15 protein-coding genes are annotated in these 16,449 nt (G+C 67.4%); 8 read left to right on the top strand and 7 right to left on the bottom strand.

The annotated features are described in order from the left end of the window. Positions 1-239: 239 nt before the first annotated feature. From DEBA_RS01385 to DEBA_RS01360, 6 genes are all read right to left on the bottom strand, one after another. Positions 240-635: a bactofilin family protein gene (locus tag DEBA_RS01385; RefSeq protein WP_013257114.1), complete on the bottom strand. Its 396-nt coding sequence runs from the start codon at positions 633-635 to the stop codon at positions 240-242. 169 nt (positions 636-804) lie between these two features. Beyond that, positions 805-1,908: a rod shape-determining protein RodA gene (gene rodA, locus DEBA_RS01380; protein WP_013257113.1), complete on the bottom strand. Its 1,104-nt coding sequence runs from the start codon at positions 1,906-1,908 to the stop codon at positions 805-807. Further along, complete coding sequence (gene mrdA, locus DEBA_RS01375) at positions 1,901-3,880, bottom strand: penicillin-binding protein 2 (RefSeq protein ID WP_013257112.1); 1,980 nt, start codon at positions 3,878-3,880, stop codon at positions 1,901-1,903. The genes rodA and mrdA overlap by 8 nt, the downstream gene beginning before the upstream one ends. After that, positions 3,880-4,512 carry a rod shape-determining protein MreD gene (gene mreD, locus DEBA_RS01370; protein WP_013257111.1) on the bottom strand — a complete coding sequence of 211 codons (633 nt, stop codon included), beginning with the start codon at positions 4,510-4,512 and terminating at the stop codon, positions 3,880-3,882. The genes mrdA and mreD overlap by 1 nt, the downstream gene beginning before the upstream one ends. A 2-nt stretch (positions 4,513-4,514) precedes the next feature. Then, positions 4,515-5,342 carry a rod shape-determining protein MreC gene (gene mreC / locus DEBA_RS01365; RefSeq protein WP_013257110.1) on the bottom strand — a complete coding sequence of 276 codons (828 nt, stop codon included), beginning with the start codon at positions 5,340-5,342 and terminating at the stop codon, positions 4,515-4,517. Between the two features lie 69 nt (positions 5,343-5,411). After that, positions 5,412-6,470, bottom strand: a complete 1,059-nt coding sequence (locus tag DEBA_RS01360; protein WP_013257109.1) for a rod shape-determining protein — start codon at positions 6,468-6,470, stop codon at positions 5,412-5,414. A 359-nt stretch (positions 6,471-6,829) separates the two neighbouring features. Between DEBA_RS01360 and rpmH the strand changes: the two genes are divergently transcribed. The 7 genes from rpmH to DEBA_RS01325 all read left to right on the top strand — a co-directional run bounded on the left by rpmH (position 6,830) and on the right by DEBA_RS01325 (position 12,291). Continuing rightward, complete coding sequence (rpmH, locus tag DEBA_RS01355) at positions 6,830-6,964, top strand: 50S ribosomal protein L34 (RefSeq protein ID WP_013257108.1); 135 nt, start codon at positions 6,830-6,832, stop codon at positions 6,962-6,964. A 15-nt stretch (positions 6,965-6,979) separates the two neighbouring features. Beyond that, positions 6,980-7,354 (top strand): ribonuclease P protein component, encoded by a 375-nt coding sequence (gene rnpA, locus DEBA_RS01350; RefSeq protein ID WP_013257107.1) that lies wholly within the window; start codon positions 6,980-6,982, stop codon positions 7,352-7,354. A gap of 2 nt (positions 7,355-7,356) precedes the next feature. Continuing rightward, positions 7,357-7,572, top strand: coding sequence for a membrane protein insertion efficiency factor YidD (yidD, locus tag DEBA_RS01345; RefSeq protein ID WP_013257106.1), 216 nt, complete (start codon positions 7,357-7,359; stop codon positions 7,570-7,572). Between the two features lie 39 nt (positions 7,573-7,611). Further along, positions 7,612-9,252 carry a membrane protein insertase YidC gene (gene yidC, locus DEBA_RS01340; RefSeq protein WP_013257105.1) on the top strand — a complete coding sequence of 547 codons (1,641 nt, stop codon included), beginning with the start codon at positions 7,612-7,614 and terminating at the stop codon, positions 9,250-9,252. 4 nt (positions 9,253-9,256) lie between these two features. After that, positions 9,257-10,099: an RNA-binding cell elongation regulator Jag/EloR gene (gene jag, locus DEBA_RS01335; protein ID WP_013257104.1), complete on the top strand. Its 843-nt coding sequence runs from the start codon at positions 9,257-9,259 to the stop codon at positions 10,097-10,099. An 86-nt stretch (positions 10,100-10,185) separates the two neighbouring features. Next, positions 10,186-11,568, top strand: coding sequence for a tRNA uridine-5-carboxymethylaminomethyl(34) synthesis GTPase MnmE (mnmE, locus tag DEBA_RS01330; protein ID WP_013257103.1), 1,383 nt, complete (start codon positions 10,186-10,188; stop codon positions 11,566-11,568). 90 nt (positions 11,569-11,658) lie between these two features. Next, positions 11,659-12,291 carry a 16S rRNA (guanine(527)-N(7))-methyltransferase RsmG gene (locus DEBA_RS01325; protein WP_013257102.1) on the top strand — a complete coding sequence of 211 codons (633 nt, stop codon included), beginning with the start codon at positions 11,659-11,661 and terminating at the stop codon, positions 12,289-12,291. A gap of 88 nt (positions 12,292-12,379) precedes the next feature. Here the strand turns inward: DEBA_RS01325 and DEBA_RS16645 are convergent, their stop codons facing one another. Continuing rightward, positions 12,380-14,776, bottom strand: coding sequence for a PAS domain-containing sensor histidine kinase (locus DEBA_RS16645; protein ID WP_013257101.1), 2,397 nt, complete (start codon positions 14,774-14,776; stop codon positions 12,380-12,382). 296 nt (positions 14,777-15,072) lie between these two features. Between DEBA_RS16645 and trmFO the strand changes: the two genes are divergently transcribed. Next, a complete protein-coding gene (gene trmFO / locus DEBA_RS01315) occupies positions 15,073-16,413 on the top strand; it encodes a methylenetetrahydrofolate--tRNA-(uracil(54)-C(5))-methyltransferase (FADH(2)-oxidizing) TrmFO (RefSeq protein WP_043814886.1) in 1,341 nt (446 codons plus the stop codon). Positions 16,414-16,449: the final 36 nt, after the last annotated feature.

Below are 16,449 nucleotides of genomic sequence, written 5' to 3'. Positions count from 1 at the left end.
CTCCAGAGGTCACAAGGCGCCCTCGTGGGCCCTGGCTCCGCCTTGCTACTATAGTTTGTGCATGACTGGGTTAAGAATGCGCCCAGCGGAACACGGCTTCCTCGCACCATAAAAGGAAGGTCTTTGTTCCCACTTAGACGAATTGCGACTTTCTACAATATTTCACAACCACTGTCAAAAGTTTTTTGCGGCCGGACGCGGCGGGCCTTTCTTTTACGACTTCGAGCGGTTGCGCGCGCTTATTTGTTGTCGCCGGCGATAAGCCGCACTTTTGGCGACGAATCGCCGCCATCGCCGGCCATGCGGCAGTTGCCCTCGAAGACCACGCCCTCGTCCATGACCACCAACGGGGCCACGATGTTGCCCACCAGCTTGCCCGGCGCGCGCAGCTCGATGCGCTCGGTGGCCTCGATGTCGCCGACCACCACGCCGCTGATCTCCACGGCGGTGGCCAGAATCCGCGCCTCCACGTTGGCCCCGGGCCCGACGATCAAGGTGCCCTCGCCGACGATCTCGCCTTTGAAAACGCCATCAAGCCGGGCCTGGCCCTTGAAGTTGAGCTTGCCCTCGATGTTGCTGGCGCCGCCTAAAAGCACGCTGACTTCACCGCTGGACGAACCACGCCGCCGCCTCACTGTGTCCCTCCCAGATCGCGCCGAATCACCTTGCCCGCCATCGGGCCGCCGTGAAAACCATGCCAAAGCGCAACACTCTCCATCCGCCGCGATTCAGGCATATCGTTGCATGAGCGCCGGCCGGTTGTAAAACAAAAACGCCCGCCAATCGGCGCGGCCCCCGTCCATTTCAATGAAACACGTAGCGCCGCATGGTCACGCTCTGGATCAGGCCCACCGCGGCCATGATCGTCAGCATCGACGAGCCGCCGTAGCTGACGAACGGCAGCGGGATGCCCACCACCGGGGCCAGGCCCAGGATCATGGCCACGTTGATCACCGTCGGCCAGAAAATCAGCGCCGTGCCGCCGATGACGCACAACAGGCCCAGGCGGTCCTTGGCCCGCGAGGCCTGCAGGACGCCGCGCAGGATCAGGGCCGTCAGCAGGCACAACACCAGCACGCCGCCCACGAAGCCCCACTCCTCGTTCAAAACGCTGAAGGCGAAGTCGGTGTGCTGCTCGGGCAGGAAATGTAGCTGCGTCTGGGTGCCGGCCATGAAGCCCTTGCCCCAGAACTGGCCCGAGCCCACGGCGATCTTGGACTGGATCAGGTGGTAGGCCGCGCCCAGCGGGTCGGCCTCCGGGTCGAGGAAGCTGAAAATGCGCCGCTTCTGATAGTCCTTGAGGAAGTTCCAAGCCACCGGCAGCACCGCCAGCACCGCACCCGACGAGATCAGCAGCGTGCTCGTCTTGACGCCGTTGATCAGGATCACCGAGCCCGAGACCGCCAGCACCATGATCGCCGTGCCCAGGTCTGGCTGCTTGAGGATCAGCGCCGCCGGCGCGGCGGCCAGGGCCAGCGGGATGATCAGGCGCCGCAGGGTGTAGGGCCGGCCGTTGTCGTGACGCTGGAAGTATTGGGCCAGCACCAGCACCATGGCCAGGCGGGCCAGCTCCGAGGGCTGAAACAGGCCCAACGGGCCCATCACCAGCCAGCGTTGCGCGCCGCCCACCACCTTGCCCCACAGCAGCACCGCCACCAAAAAGGCCACCACCACCGCGTAGAGCACGTAGGACAGGCTGGCCAGGCGCTGATAGCCCACTGCCGCCACCGCCAGCATGGCCACCAGCCCCAGGCCGAACCAATATATCTGCTTGACGTAAACCGGCGTGCCCGCCTGCTCGAAGGAGCTGGCCGCCGAGTAGAGGTTCAAAACGCCCAAGCCGGCCAGGGTCACCACCAGGGCCAGGGTCAGCCAGTCGAAATTGTAGATCATCCGGCGATCAATCACCGTCGACTCCCTCCGCCTCCGGGGCCGCCGGCTGGCCCGTCGTCCCCTGCCCCGCCGGCCGCCCGGCGGCCTCCGCCGCCTTGGCCGCCTCGTCCTCCGGCAGCGGCTGTGGGCCGTGAAAATAGGTGGCCAACACCCGCTGGGCCACCGGGGCGGCGTCGGAGCCGCCGTGGCCGCCGTGCTCGATCACCACGGACACGGCGATCTCCGGATCCTCGGCCGGGGCGTAGGCCACGAAAAGGGCGTGATCGCGGAAGCGCCACGGCGTTTCCTCGCCTTTTTTGCGCTCGAACTTCAGGGCCACCACCTGGGCCGTGCCGGTCTTGCCGGCCACGGTCACCCCCTTGACCCGCGCCCGCGACGCCGTGCCGTGGGGCTCGTTGACCACCGCCACCAGGCCTTCGTGAATCAGCTTCAGGTGCTCATCGGAGACGGGCGTCCGGCTGATCATGCCCGGCGGCTCGGGCACCGGCTCGCCGCCATCGGGCCGCACCACCGCCGCCACCAGCGTGGGCGTCACCAGCCGGCCGCCATTGGCCACCACCGCGACCATGCGCGCCAGTTGCAGGGGCGTGGTCAGGTTGAAACCCTGGCCGATGGCCACCGAAAGGGTTTCGCCCTCCTGCCACGGCTCGCCGAAACGCTTGCGCTTCCAGGCGCTGTCGGGGATCAACCCCGATGATTCGTGGGGCAGCGGCACGCCGCTGGCGCGGCCCAGGCCAAAGGCCCGGGCGTATTTGGCCAGACGGTCGACGCCCAGGCTTTTGCCCACCCTATAGTAATAGACGTCGCACGACTCGCGCAGGGCCTTGTGCAGGTTGACGCTGCCGTGGCCGCCGCGCTTGTGGGCCCAGCACTTGTAGGTGCGCCGGCCCAGCGACATCTGGCCCGAGCAGAAATAGAGCGTGTCCTTGTTGATGACCCCTTCGCTGAGCCCGGCCGCCGAGGTGATGATCTTGTAGGTCGAGCCCGGCGGATAGACGCCGCTGATGGCCCGGTGCTTGAGCGGGTGCATGGGATCCTTGGACAGGGCCTGCCACTGGGCGCCGCTCATGCCCAGCACGAAGGAGTTCTGGTCGAAGCTGGGGGCCGAATACATGCACAGAACCTGGCCGTTTTTGGGGTTGAGGGCCACCACCGCCCCGACCTGCTGGCCCATGCCCACGGCCGCGGCCTTTTGCAGATCCAGGTCCAGGGTCAGGATCAGGTCGTGGCCGGGCCGCTCGGGCTTGTCGCTGAGGACCTTCAGTTCGCGGCCGACGGCGTCGACCTCGACCTGACGCACGCCGCGCGCGCCGTGCAGCACCCGGTCGCGGCTGCGCTCCAGGCCGTCGCGGCCCACGTAGTCGCCCATGCGATAAAGCTCGCGCGGGGCCTTTTTCAGCTCCTCGGCGTTGATCTCGCCCAGGTAGCCGATGACGTGGGCCGTCTCCTTGGCCGCCAGATAGGCCCGGCGATACTCCACCATCACCTTGACGCCGGGCAGCTCGTATTGAAACGTCTCCAGGTTGGCCAACTGGTCGCGGTCCAGGTTGGAGCGCAGGCGCATGGCCTTGAACGGCGGCGCGCCGCGGGCGGCCTTGCGGGCGTCGGCGACCTCCTGGGGCGTGATGCCGATCAGGGCGTGCAGGCGTCGGGTCAGCAGATCCCAATCCGGCACGTCCTCGGGCACGGCCACCAGGGTGAAGGTGGGCCGGTTGTCGGCCAGCAGGCGGCGCTTGCAGTCGAAGATCAGGCCGCGGCTGGGCGGCACGTCCACCAGGCGCACGCGATTGTTTTCGCTAAGCAGGCGAAACTCCTCGCCGTGCAGCACCTGCAGGTACCACAGCCTCCCCACCAGCACGGCCATGGCCAGGCCCACCAACGCCGCCGCGGCAAAAAGCGCCCGCCGCACCTGGGGAATCTCACCGGGGTCGATGGCCTTGTTGCGGCTCAGGCCGCGGCGCGCGCGCTTTTCGCCCCAGGCGCCCATCACTGGCCGCCCTTGCCGCTCGAAGGCGAAACCCGCGAGATCAGCCGCACCAGCCCCTCCAGCGCGGCGAAAAACAACGGCGCCGTCAGCGCGCAGAGCAAGGCGTGGCCCACGGTCATGGCCGCCAGCTCCACCAGCGGATCGCCGACTTCGTGCATCAGGGCCATGCCCGTGAGCACCAGCGCCTGCTGCAACAACGACATCAGGCCCACGGCCAGCATCTGCAAGGCCCACGAGCTGATGTCGAGCTTGCGCTCGGCCACCGCGCAGGCGCACAAAACAACCACGTAGGAGGTCATCTGCATGCCCAGGGGCGGCCCCGAGCAGAGGTCGGTGAGATAGCCCAAAAACAGGGTCAGGGCCGCGGCCGGCCACAACGGCAGGCGAAAGCCCGCCGAGACGACGACCACCACCAGCGGCTGCAACTGCAACGGCCCCACGCTCCACCAGTCGAATAGCGTGGGCGAAAGCGCCACGATGACATAGCCCATGATCAACGTGGCCAGCGCCCGCGGCCAGCGCAGCACCACCCCGCGGCCGCCGCCGCTCTCCACGGCCAGGCCGGCGGCGGCCGTCCAGTCGCGGCCCTCGCCCTGATGGCCCTCGCCGGGGCCTTCGTTCCAACGCGACATGGCTACTCCGGCAACTTGCGGCCGGCCAGGATCACCACCACGTCTTCCAGCCGGTTGAAGTCCACCGCCGGGCGGGCCTCCACGTCCAGGAACACGCCCTTGTCGGTGGCCTTGGCGCTGAGCACGTAACCCACCAGCAGGCCCTTGGGGAAGACGCCCTCCACGCCGCTGGTGATCAGCTTGTCGCCCGGGCGGACCTCCTCGGAGTGCAGCAGGTATTTGAGCTTGAGCAGGTCGCGCCCCGCGCCCTGGACCACGCCCCGCGCCCTGGTGCGCTGCACCAGCACGTCCACGCCCGAGTTGTGGTCGGTGAGCAATAGAACCTTGGCGTAGTTGGGGCCGGTCCAGACCACGCGGCCGACCACGCCGGCGGCGTTGACCACGGGCATGGTGGCGGCCACGCCGCCGACATCGCCGCGGTCGATGAGCACCGTGCGGAAATAGCCGGAAGGATCGCCGCCGACGACCTGGGCGGCCACCATGGGCTCGGGGGTGCGCTCTTCCAGGCCCAGCAGCCCGCGCAGGCGCTCGTTCTCCAGGCGCATCTCCTCCATGGTGGCCACTTCCTGGCGCATCTGGTCGACCAGCGACGAAAGCTTTTCGTTCTCCTTGGCCGCCTGGACCAGGGCGAAGTAGCGCCGCCAGACGTTTTCGATGAAGTCGCCCACCGCCGTGACGACCTTCTGGGCCGGGGCGATGATCTCCACCAGATAGCGCCCCACGCCGGGCGAAGCGCCCGGGCGGCCGGCGTTGTAGGAAAAAAACGCCAGCGCCGACAGGACCAGGACGATGATCGTCAGGGAAAAGCGGTTGCGCCGGAAGAAGCTCACGCGTCGCCTCGGGCTTTGTGCGGGCCGGCCGGGGGGCAAGGCCACCCTCCGGCCGGCGGTGGTCTTGCGCTAGCGGATCATGACCTCCCGCAGCAGGTCCAGGTTGTCCAGGCACATGCCCGAACCCAGCACCACGGTGGAAAGCGGATCCTCGGTGGTCTGGATGGGCAGGCCCGTCTCCTGGCTCAGCAGGACGTTGAGGCCCTTGATCAGGGCTCCGCCGCCGGTGAGCACGATGCCGTTGTCGACGATGTCGGCGGCCAGCTCGGGCGGCGTCTGCTCGAGGGCGATCTTGACCGTCTCGACGATGGCTTCGATCTGCTCGTTGATGGACATGCGGATTTCGGCCGAATCGATGCCGAGCGTCTTGGGGATGCCGGTGATCAGGTCGCGGCCCTTGACCTCGATGGAGGCCTGGACCAGGTTTTTGTCCTGCTCGGCCATCTCCAGCGGATAGGCGTGGCCGATGGTCGTCTTGATCATCTCGGCGGTGCGTTCGCCGATGAGCAGGTTGTGTTTGCGCTTGATGTGCTGGAGGATGGCCTCGTCCATCTTGTCGCCGCCCACGCGCACGCTCTTGGAGTAGACCACGCCCGTCAGGCTGATCACGGCCACCTCGGTGGTGCCGCCGCCGATGTCGACGACCATGTTGCTGGTGGGGTCTTGGATGGGCAGGCCCGCGCCGATGGCCGCGGCCATGGGCTCCTCGATGAGGTAGACCTCGCGGGCGCCGGCGCTCTCGGCGCTTTCGCGCACGGCGCGCTTTTCCACCTGGGTGATGCCGCTGGGCACGCTGATGATTATTCTGGGGCGCACCAAGTTGCGCCGATTGTGCACCTTGCGGATGAAATGCCGAAGCATGGCCTCGGTGACCTCGAAATCGGCGATGACGCCGTCCTTCATCGGCCGAATGGCCACGATGTTGCCGGGCGTGCGGCCCAACATCATCTTGGCTTCCTTGCCCACGGCCAGCACCCGGTTGCCGCCGCGGGTCTCCTGACGCACGGCCACCACGCTGGGTTCGCTCAGGACGATGCCTTTGCCTCGCACATAGACCAGGGTGTTGGCGGTGCCCAGGTCTATGGCCATATCGTTGCTGAAGATACCGAGAATGGGATCCAGCAGCATTGCAGCTCCTTGAAAGACTCGATGGCAGGGATGGGACTAGCCCAGTATAATCAAACGACTTGTCGCCGCACAAGGTAACAGACCACCCGCCGGCCGGCAACCAAAAATTTGCGATTTGGCGGGTTTACGGTATAAAGACTACCGGCCTTGGGCCGGTCGCGCAAGCGCCGATCGGTTTGACAGCACACATGGCTTATGGTTAAATTCCCTATTTGTCGGGCCGTCCGCTGCGGGCGTGGGCCAAGGGCCGCGCCGAAGGAGGATGCGCCCCTTGGGCGTGGGCCGCGCCGCGGCCGTGAGCAATGCCGTTTCGCCAGTAGCGCCCGTTTTTTGCAACCGCGCCAAAAGTGAGTCGAAAAATGAAACGAACCTTCCAGCCCAGCAATCTCAAGCGCAAGCGCACCCACGGTTTTCTGGTCCGCAGCCGCAGCAAGGCCGGCCGCGCCGTGCTGGCCCGTCGTCGGGCCAAGGGCAGGGCCAGGCTCTCGGTGTGATTCCACCAGACCGGAATGATTTCGCAGGGGCAGTCTTTCCCCAAACGGGCGCGCCTTCGCTCGCGGGGCCAGTTTCTTCAGATGAGGAACGGGGCCCGCAGGCACAGGTGCGACCATTTTTTGGTGGTGTGGAAAGCGGGCCCGCCGGGGCCGGCCAGGCTGGGGCTGACCGTCAGCCGCAAGGTGGCCGGAGCGGTTGGGCGCAACCGGGTCAAGCGCCTGGCGCGGGAGGTTTTCCGGCGCTCGGGCGAGCTGCTGCCGCCGGCGGTGGACGTGCTGGTCATCGTCCAGCGTGGCGCCGATCGGCAGGATTTTTCGTCCGTCTGGCGGCAACTACGCGAGGCTTTTGGCAAAATCAGCGCCGGCTCGGCCGCTGGCTGCCGCCCCTAGGCATGGGCTGGGCCGCCGGCCTGGCCTGGCTGCTGGTGCGGGCCTATCAGCTCACGCTCAGCCCGCTGTTGGGCCGCCAGTGCCGCTTTTTGCCCACCTGCTCCGACTACGCCCTCGACGCCCTGCGAAAATACGGCTTCTGGCGCGGCTGCGCCAAGGCCGCCATCCGGCTGGCCAAGTGTCACCCATTCCATCCCGGCGGTTACGATCCGGCCTAGGGCCAGCGGCCCCGGGCCCCATCCAAGGTGCAGAAATATATGGACTCCGACGCCAAACGCGTAGTGTTGGCCCTGGTCATCAGCGTGGCCGTGCTGTTCGCCTGGACCACTTTCGTCATGCCACCCGAGCCCAAGCAAGCCCCCGCGCCCACGGCCACCCCCGCCCAGACCGCCCAAGCCACGGCCGCCGCGCCGGCCCCGGCGGCCATGCCCGCGCCGGCCCCCGCGCCCCAGGTCATGCCGGCCTATCAAGACGTTGTCGTCGAAACTCCGTTGATGCGCGCCACTTTCTCGACCAAGGGCGGGGCCCTGCGCAAGGTGGTGCTCAAGGACTATTTCGCCAAACCCGGCCAACAGGGCGGTGAGATGGTCCTGTTGGATCTGGCCGATAGCGAGCCCTACGCCCTGGGCCTGGCCCTGGTCAAGCTCGATCCCCATCTGGCCCAACGACCCTTCCAGGCCAGCGCCCAGCGCCTGGAGGTCACCGCCGCCGGCCAAAGTCTCAGCTTCAGCGCCGAAAGCGCCGGCGTGCGGGTCGTCAAGACCTACACCTTCCGGCCCGACTCCCACGCCTTTCAGCTCAGCGTCAGCCTGCAAAACAAAAACGCCGGCCGCATCGAGCTGACCCCGGAGCTGATCCTGGCCGAGTACGTCTCCAAGATGCACGCCAACTCCTACGCCTTCACCGGCTCGCAGGTGGTGGCCGGCGGCAGCCTGGAGGAACTGGACCACGGCGACCTGGAAGACTCGCCGGTGGTGGCCGGGCCCATCGACTGCCTGACGCTGAGCATCCCCTACTTCATGGGCGCGGTGGCTCCCGAGTCCTGGCCGGCCGTGGCCCAGGGCAAGCCTTCCGCGCGCGGCTGGGCCGACGCCAAGCTGATGACCGCCACCCTGGTCAGCCCGCTTTTGCCCATGGACGCCGGCCAGAGCCTGGACCTCAAGTTTCTGGTCTACTACGGCCCCAAGGAGCTGCATGTCCTGGAGCCCCTGGGACACTCGCTGGCCATGGCCGTGGACTTCGGCTGGTTCGACGTCATCGCCAAGCCCATGCTGGCCGGCCTCAATTTCTTCCACGATTACGTCAACAACTACGGCGTGGCCATCATCATCATCACCGTGCTGATCAAGCTGCTGTTCTGGCCGCTGCAGAACAAGAGCTACGAGTCGATGAAGAAGATGCAGAAGCTTCAGCCGCAGATAGCCAAGATCCGCGAGAAGTACAAAGACGACAAGCAAGAGATGAACCAGCAGGTCATGCAGCTCTACAAGACCTACAAGGTCAACCCCCTGGGCGGCTGCCTGCCCATGCTGGCCCAGGTTCCGGTGTTTATCGCCTTCTACAAGGTGCTGGGCTCCTCCATCGAGCTGCGCCACGCGCCGTTCTGGCTGTGGATCAACGACCTTTCGGCCCCGGACCGCCTGCCCATCGGTTTCGAGATTCCTTTTGTCGGCGATGGCATACCGGTGTTGACCCTCTTGATGGGCGCGTCGATGTTCATCACCCAAAAGATGAGCCCCGCCACCGGCGACCCGACCCAGCAGAAGATGATGATGCTCATGCCGGTCATCTTCACGGTGATGTTCATCAACTTCCCCTCGGGCCTGGTTTTGTACTGGTTCGTGCAGAACCTTCTGGGCATCGGGCAGCAGTGGCTGGTCAACCGCCGCAAGGATTAACGACATGGAATTTGCTGAATTTACAGGTAAAAATACCGAAGACGCCCTGCTGAAGGCCCAACAACACTTTGCCCTGCCCCTCGACCGGCTGCACGTGGAGGTGGTCCATGCCGGCTCCGGCGGCCTGTTCGGCCTGTTCGGGGCCAAAAAGGCCGTGGTGCGCGCGCGGCCCCTGCCCGACAGCTCGGGCGACGAGCTGGCCGAGATGATGGCCGACCTCTCGGGCGCGACCAGGCCCGCCCCCGCGTCGCCGGGCCAGACCCCGGCCGTGGCCGGCGAGGTGGTCGAGGCGCTCGTCGATGAGTCCGAACTGGCGGTGGCCGAGACCGATGGCGAAGGCGGCGGCTTTTTCGACGACGAGGACGAAGCGCCCGCCGTCGAGGGTCGGCTGGAAGACGAGTCCGTGGCCGCCGACGCCCGGGCCGTCCTGGCCCGCCTGATCGCCCCGCTGGACGAAAAGGCCGTGGTCGGCGCGCAAAACACCGACCAGGGCATCATGTTGGATATCAGCGGCGACGAGGCCGGCGTGCTCATCGGCCGCCGGGGCCAGACCCTGGAGGCCCTGCAATACCTGACCACGCGCATTGTCAGCCACAAGCACGGCCGGCCCGTGCGCGTGCATGTCGACGCCGGCGGTTATCGTCGCCGCCGCCGGCAGTCGCTGGAAGAGCTGGCCCTGCGCCTGGCCGACAAGGCCCGGGCCACCGGCCGGCCCGTGTCGTTGGGGCCCATCTGCGCGCCCGAGCGGCGCATCGTGCACATGGCCCTGCGCGCCGAGGCGGGCATCAGCACCATTTCGCGGGGCCGTGGCGAACTGAAAAAAGTGGTCATCAGCCCCCGCCGCTGAGCGGACGCCAACCGCCAATTCCCGGCCCGCTCCGCGCCCGCGTGGGGAGCGGGCCGTTTTTGCGCCGGCCCGCAAAGGATCAATCCATGCGCCCATCGATCATGGCCGCCCAAGACACCATCGTGGCCCGGGCCACGGCCGCCGGGGCCGGCGGCGTGGCCATCGTGCGCCTCAGCGGCCCGCGCAGTTGGGCGGTGGGCCGGGCCCTTTTGCCCTGGACGGCCCGGCGGCCGATCATCCCCCGGCGCATGGAGCTGGGCCTGGTGGTCGATCCGGCCAGCGGCGAGGCCGTCGACCAGGCCCTGGCCGTGTTTTTTCGTGGCCCCCATTCCTACACCACCGAGGACAGCGTGGAGATCCACTGTCACGGCGGCTCGGCCTGCGTCTGGCGGGTGATCGGCCTGGCCCAGGCCCAGGGCTGTCGCCTGGCCGGGCCGGGCGAGTTCACCATGCGGGCCATGCTGGGCGGACGGCTGGACCTGACCCAGGCCGAGGCCGTGGGCCGCCTGGCCGCCGCCCAGAGCGATATCGAGGCGCGGCTGGCCATGGCCATGCTGGCCGGCGGCCTGGGCCGGGCCCTTGGGCCGGCGCGCCAGGCCATCGTGGCCGCGGCGGCCTCGGTGGAGGCGGCCATAGACTTTCCCGACGACGCGCCCGAGCTGGCCGGGCCAGCCCAGGCCACGGCCCTGGAGGACGGCGCGGCGCGACCCCTCGCGGCGCTGTTGGCCGGGACCGTGGGCCGGGCGGCCTATTGGGAAGGGGCCAAGGTGGCCATCTGCGGCCGGCCCAACGTGGGCAAGTCCAGCCTGTTCAACGCCCTGCTGGGCCGCCAGCGGGCCATTGTCAGCGAGCGGCCCGGGGCCACCCGCGACGTGGTCGACGAGGTGTTGATTCTGGGCGGGGTGGCCTGCCGCCTGGCCGACACCGCCGGCCTGGGCCCGGCCGCCGACGAGCTCGATCGTCTGGGCCAGGAGCGCGCGACGAGTTTTCTGGCCGACTGCGACCTGGCCCTGGTGCTGCTGGACGGCTCGCGGCCGCTCACGTCGGCCGACCACGCGGTTTTGGCCCTTTGCCAGGACCGACCCCGGCTGCTTGTGGTCAACAAAGCCGATCTGCCGCCGGCCTGGCAGCCCTCCGCCCTGGGCCTGGGCCCCACGCTGGCCATCAGCGCCACCAGCGGCCTGGGCCTGAACGAGTTGGCCCGGGCCGTGGCCGAGGCGCTCTGCCAGGGCGCGGCCGAGCCCGCGCCGGGCGAAGTGGTGGTTAACGCCCGCCAGCGCGCGGCCCTGGGCCGTGGTCTGGCCTTTGTGCGCCGGGCCGTGGCCGAGCTGGGCCGGCCCGAGCCACGGCCCGAGTTGATCAGTCTGGACCTGGCCGGGGCCCTGGCCGCCCTGGGCGAGGTGGACGGCCAGGGCGCGCCCGACGAAGTGATCGAGGCGGTTTTCAGCACCTTCTGCGTGGGCAAGTGAGTTTTGGCTGGAGTCTATCGTGCTTGTTTCACGTGAAACGGGCGCTTTGCCGCCCATGGCCCCACAAAAGGAATTTTTCGGCGGTCTATCATGAGCAATTTTTCGCCGCTCAGCCTTGACGACGTGCGCACCGCCGGTCAGCGCCTGGCCGGCGGCCCCTTGCCCGCCGACTTCTGGCCGCAATGCCAAACCCTGCTGGAAGAGCTGCTGCGCTGGAATCAAAGCATCCGCCTGGTGGGTCACCGCGCCATGGGCGAGGCCTGGTTGAATCTGGCGCTGGACGGCCTGGCCATGGTTCCCCTGCTGGGGCCGGGCCGCCTGCTGGATATCGGCGCGGGGGCCGGCTTTCCGGGGCTGGTTCTGGCCCTGGCCCTGCCCGCGCTGACGGTCACGATGATCGACGGCCGAGCCAAGAAGGTCAGCTTCCAGAAGCACGCCGCGCGCCTGCTGGGCCTGGGGTCTCGCGTCGCGCCGGTGGTCGGCCGAGCCGGCGAAGGGGCGCTTGCCGGCCAGAGCTTCGATTTCGTCAGCCTGCGCGCCGTGACCGACGTGGCCGGCTCGCTGGCCCTGGCCCGGCCCTTTTGCCGGCCTGGCGGGCTGATCCTTCTGCCCCGCGCCCAGGCCGACGAGGCCGCCTGCCTCGCCAACGGCATGGCCATCCATCCCTACGAACTGCCCCAGCTCGGCCGACGCCTGGTGGCCACCCTGCGCGCCCCGGCCTGAAAACAGCGCGGCGTTTCGAGCTCTTGGCCCGAAACGCCGCGAAAAAACCTCAAGCACGCCGGACCGGCCGGCGGCCAAAGTTAAAGTTTCACGTGAAACAGCGCTCGGTGATCACCTCGTCGCCCTGGCGCGGCAAAACGATGCGAAAAGTCGTGCCCAGGCCCTTGACCGACTCCACGGCGATCGTCCCGCCGTGCTGCTTGATGATGCCGTGGCTGATCGAAAGGCCCAGGCCCGTGCCCCGGCCGCGACCCTTGGTGGTGTAAAAAGGCTCGAAAACCCGGCCCACGGCCTCTTCGTCCATGCCCGGCCCGCTGTCGGCGAACTGGATCTCGATGGCCCCGCCGTTGTGGGCCATGGTGCGGATGTCCAGCCGGCCCCGGCCCTCCATGGCCTCGGCCGCGTTGACCAGCATGTTCAGGAACACCTGCTCCAGCTTGGAGCGATGGCCGTAAAAATAGGGCAGGCCCTGATCGAAATCCTCCACCACCTGCACATTGCGCAGGATCATGTGGCCTTCCATCAGCGACAAGGTCTCCTTGAGCACACGGTTGATGTCCATGGCCTCTTTTTGCGGCTCGTCGCGGCGGGCGAAGTCCAACAGCCCGCGCACGATGATCCTACATCGGTTGGTCAGCTTGATGATCTTTTCGACCATGGGGTAAAGCTCGCTGGCCTCGCCCATGTCCTCGGCCATCAGATGGGCGTAGGTCAGGATGCCGCCCAGGGGGTTGTTGACCTCGTGGGCCACGTCAAAGGCCAGCTTGCCCGTGGCCGCCAGGCGCTCGGAGCGGATGAGCTGCTCCTCGATGGCCTTGCGGAAGGTAACGTCGCGCACGTTGAACAGCCAGGCCGGCCGGCTGCCGTGCTCGGTGGCCCCCACGGTGATCTCCAGGTCGAACGGCAGGCCGTCGCGCAGGCCCTGGCCCTCGAAAACACGATCACAGCCGTCTTCCGACCACACCGCGCGCATCCATTGCAGATATTCCTTTTTGCAGCCAGGGTCCAAAAGCTCCAAAATGCCGCCGCGCACCCCGCCTACATCGGAAAGGCCGAACATCTCCATGAATGAGCTGTTGGCGAAAATGATGCGCTGATCGTCTTGCAGGCAGATGCCCTCGCGGTTGCTCTCCACCAGCGTGCGATAGAGCGCCTCGCTCTCGGCCAGGCGGCGTTCGAGCTTTTTGATCTGGCTGGAGTCGACGATGGCCTCAACCGCGCCGATGATCTGGCCGCCGCTGTCCTTGAGCGGCGCGGCGGTGAAAAACAGCTCGCGGGCCTTGCCGCCCAGGTTGCCGAAGTGGGCCTCGGCCTCCCAGGCGTCCTCGGCCAGGGGCGAAGGCCGCAGGCGCTCCTTGCTATAGAATTTTTGCAGGCGTTCGTTGTCGCCGTCCAAAATCACATCGGCCAGCGAGACGCCACGCGGTCGGTGGAAGACCTCCCAGACGCGGTCAGTCTCGAGGATGTCGGACTTGTTCCAGCCGGTCAGCTCCTCGCAGGCGCGGTTCCAATAGCGCACGGTGTGATCACGGTCGAGCACGAACACGGCCACGGGCATCACCTCGAGGATGGATTCGAGCATGCGCTGCTGCTGGGCGGCGCGCACCTCGGCCCGTTTGCGCCGGGTGATGTCCTTAATGATGCCCTCGTAACCGACGACCTTGCCGTCGATCTCACGCACCTGGCTGGTGATGGCCACGTCGATGGGCGTGCCGTCCTTGCGCTTGAAAGCCACTTCATAGTCGAGCACGTAGCCGTCGCGCTCGATTGCTTCCATGAAGGCGGCGCGGTCTTGCGGCTTGAAATAGGCCGCCTTGCCCAGGTCGGGCTCGGCCAAGACCTCCTCGACGCTGTCGTAGCCCAGCATTTTGACCCCGGCCTCGTTGACGTCGACCCAGCGGCCATCGCGGCTGGAGATATAAATCATGTCGCGGGAATACTGGAATATGCGCCGATAGTCGTCGCTGTGGCGCACGGCCAGGCTGCGGTTGAAGGCGCTGGAAAGGCTCAGGATGAGCACGTTGGCCCCGGCGCGGGCCTCTTCCTCGTCCCACTGGGGCTGCTGCTTGAAAACCAGAAAACACGCGCCGCTGCCCTGGGCCCATGGCAAGGGCAACACACCGAGATAATTGCGCTGGTTTAGCGTGGATACGTATTGATCCAAGGCCAGCCAACCCGAGTCCACCGGCTCTTGAGGCGCCAGCAGGCGCGCGCCGATGCGCGCCAGGGGCTCGCCGGGGCAAACCGGCGGCGCGCCGAAGACGCGGCGCATGCGTTTGGCCTGGGCTTGGGTGAAGGCCCACGTGGAACAGACGGCAAGTTGGGCCCCGGTCTGCCACATGGCCAAAGCCCCCGCGTCGGCGCCAAAGTACGACCCGGTGATGCCCAGCAGGCTGCGCACCTGGTGCGGCAGGCCGTTGGCCCCCGCCAGCACGAAACGGTATTCTTCGGCCAACCTGTTGATTGTTTTGGCAATTTCTCCCAACAAGCCCCTCCGCCAGTAAAAGAACGCGCGCCACCCACGCCGAGCCCATGGGCAAGACACTATAATGTTTGCCCGGCCTTGCCAAGCACTTTGCGCCGGCCTGGCCGATGGCCTCCAAAGCGCCCCGCCCCGCCGGCCCCAAGCCGGCCACCAGCCCCAAAAGCCCAGCCTAGCCTACAAAAGAGCCTATTGTGACCCAACCAACAACGCCACAAAAAGCCAAAAAACACTTTTTGGCCAAAGGGATGGCCGGGGCCGAACTGGCCGGGCGGCCGGGCCTGTGGTACCATCGGCCCATGGAAACCCTCTTCGTCATCGGAGGCGGCCTGGCCGGCTGCGAGGCCGCCCTGCAAGCGGCCGAGGCCGGCGTGCAGGTGCGCCTGATCGAAATGAAGCCAGCGCGCATGTCGCCGGCCCATCACGACCCGCGCCTGGCCGAGCTGGTCTGCTCCAACTCGCTGCGCAACGACCAACCCAGCAGCGCCGTGGGCCTTTTGAAGCTGGAGCTGGAAATCATGGGCTCGCGGCTGATGGCCGCCGCCCGCCAGAGCGCCGTGCCGGCCGGCAAGGCCCTGGCCGTGGACCGCGGCCGCTTCGCCGAGCTTGTCGACCAGCAGGTCAGAAATCATCCGCGCATCAAGCTGATCGGCCAGGAGGCCGTCGCCCCGCCCGAGGACGCGCCGTGCATCCTGGCCAGCGGCCCGCTGACCGACGGGGCCCTGGCCCAGTGGCTGGCCCAGCGCGCCGGGGCCGCCCATCTGCACTTCTACGACGCCATCGCCCCCATCGTCACCCGCGAATCCGTGGACATGGACCACGCCTTCTGGGGCGACCGCTGGGCCGAGCCCGGCCAGGGCGATTACCTCAACTGCCCCCTGGACCGCCAGCAGTGGGCCGCCTTCTACGCAGCCCTGACCGCCGCCGAAAACGTAGCCTTGCACGACTTTGAATCACCACGTTTTTTCGAGGGCTGCCTGCCCATTGAGGTCATGGCCGCCCGGGGCGAACAGACCCTGCTCTTTGGCCCGATGAAGCCCGTGGGCCTGCACCGGCCGGGCCAGCCGGGCCGCTTTCACGCCGTGGTGCAACTGCGCAAGGAAGACGCCGAGGGCCGGCTGCTGAACATGGTCGGCTTTCAAACAAAGTTGACCCACCAGTCACAACTGCGCGTGTTTCGCTTGATCCCGGCCCTGGCCCACGCCGAGTTCGCCCGCCTGGGCTCGATCCACCGCAACAGCTTTGTCGACGCGCCCCGCGTGCTCGACGCCTTCATGCGCCTGAGAACCGCGCCAAACGTCTTCGTGGCCGGCCAACTGGCGGGGGTGGAGGGCTACGTGGAGTCCATGGCCGCCGGGTTGCTCTGTGGCCTCAACGCCGCGCGCCTGCTCAAGGGCCAGCAGCCGCTGCGCCCGCCGGCCACCACCGCCCTGGGCGGGCTGTTGGCCCATCTGGCCAACGACCAGACCAAGGACTTCCAGCCCAGCAACGTCAATTTCGGCTTGCTGCCGCCGCTGGGCGGCAAAAAGATACCCAAGAAAGACCGTGGCGCGCTCTTGGCCCGCCGGGCCATGCAAGACCTGCTGGCTTGGCTGGGCGACCAAGGCCTGACGCCGGCCAAGGCCGCCCCGCCCTTGTGAGCGCGGCGCGCCCAGCGAGTTTGCCCGCGGACAATC

The sequence above is a fragment of the Desulfarculus baarsii DSM 2075 genome, from assembly GCF_000143965.1.
Lineage (GTDB): Bacteria > Desulfobacterota > Desulfarculia > Desulfarculales > Desulfarculaceae > Desulfarculus > Desulfarculus baarsii.
This window is presented reverse-complemented; position numbering and strand designations above follow the sequence as displayed.